Here is a 1,143-nt window from a genome sequence, read left to right on the forward strand (position 1 = left end):
CTAATTCAGCAGTTACCCGCCGCAAAATTAACGATTCTGCCCAATAGTGGTCATGCTTGCCTGCTGGAAACCGATATTCACCTCAAAGACATTCTCCATCACCATGCTTGTCTCCCCCGAAGCTTACCCGCAAAAAGTCACTGAGGATGGTTCTTATACCTTTTTTTCGACCGAATTCGGCGAATGTTATCATTCTACCTCCGGGGCAAGGGAAGAGGCTGAGAAAAAATTTATCCTCTCCAGTCGTCTGGCAGCGAAAGCAGACCAGAGCAATAATCTGAAAATTCTTGACATTTGTTACGGCTTAGGGTATAATGCCGCCGCTGCGTTGGCAGCCATTTGGCAAGTTAGGGGGGATTGTCGGGTAGAATTATTAGCTTTAGAAAGCGATCGAATGGTTCCCCTAGCGGCTATTAGAGAGAATCTCTTAAATAGTTGGAATCAACCAATTCCCGAATATTTAAATGATTTTGCCCATAATCACCGGCTAGACTTGCCTAATCTCACCGCTAAACTGTTAATCGGGGATGCGCGACAGACGATAACCAAGGTGATTGAGGCGGGTTTTCAAGCAGAGGCAATTTTTCTCGATCCCTTTTCCCCGGGTAAATGTCCGCAACTGTGGACGGTGGAGTTTTTAGCTTTAGTGGCCAAATGCCTGAGTCCGACGGGTTATTTAGTCACCTATTCCTGTGCTGCCTCGGTGCGAAGGGCTTTACAATTAGCAGGATTGCAGATTGGAGCCACCGATAGCGTCGGACGGCGATCGCCAGGGACAATAGCCAGTTTTTTGTCCTTACCCCCATCTCTATCGGCACAGGAACGGGAACATCTGCAAACTAAAGCCGCTATTCCCTATCGAGACGCGACTTTAACTGACCCAGCCGAAGTGATTATACAACGTCGTCGCAGCGAACAGGCTCTCTCTGATTTAGAACCGACTAGCCACTGGAAAAAACGTTGGCAAAGATCGTTTAATTCGATCGAAATCTCGGAATGAGAATAATGTAGGTAAGTAAGTAGTTATAATTAAATTGAAGATAGATTTTGCCTCTGATCCCCCCTGCCCCCCTTGATAAGGGGGGTGCCGATCCCCCCTTAATCCCCCCTTGATAAGGGGGGTGCCGATCCCCCCTTAATCCC

At 47.8% G+C, this 1,143-nt stretch carries 1 protein-coding gene and 1 pseudogene; both read left to right on the plus strand.

The window, feature by feature from the left end:
* Positions 1 to 144: pseudogene (locus PX481_RS23155) on the plus strand (alpha/beta fold hydrolase); the annotation flags it as partial.
* Positions 104 to 1,000 (plus strand): tRNA (5-methylaminomethyl-2-thiouridine)(34)-methyltransferase MnmD, encoded by an 897-nt coding sequence (locus PX481_RS23160; RefSeq protein WP_043999386.1) that lies wholly within the window; start codon positions 104 to 106, stop codon positions 998 to 1,000. The pseudogene PX481_RS23155 and the gene PX481_RS23160, both read left to right, overlap by 41 nt.
* The last annotated feature ends 143 nt before the right edge of the window (positions 1,001 to 1,143 follow it).

It is taken from the genome of Microcystis sp. M53603_WE2, assembly GCF_030065435.1.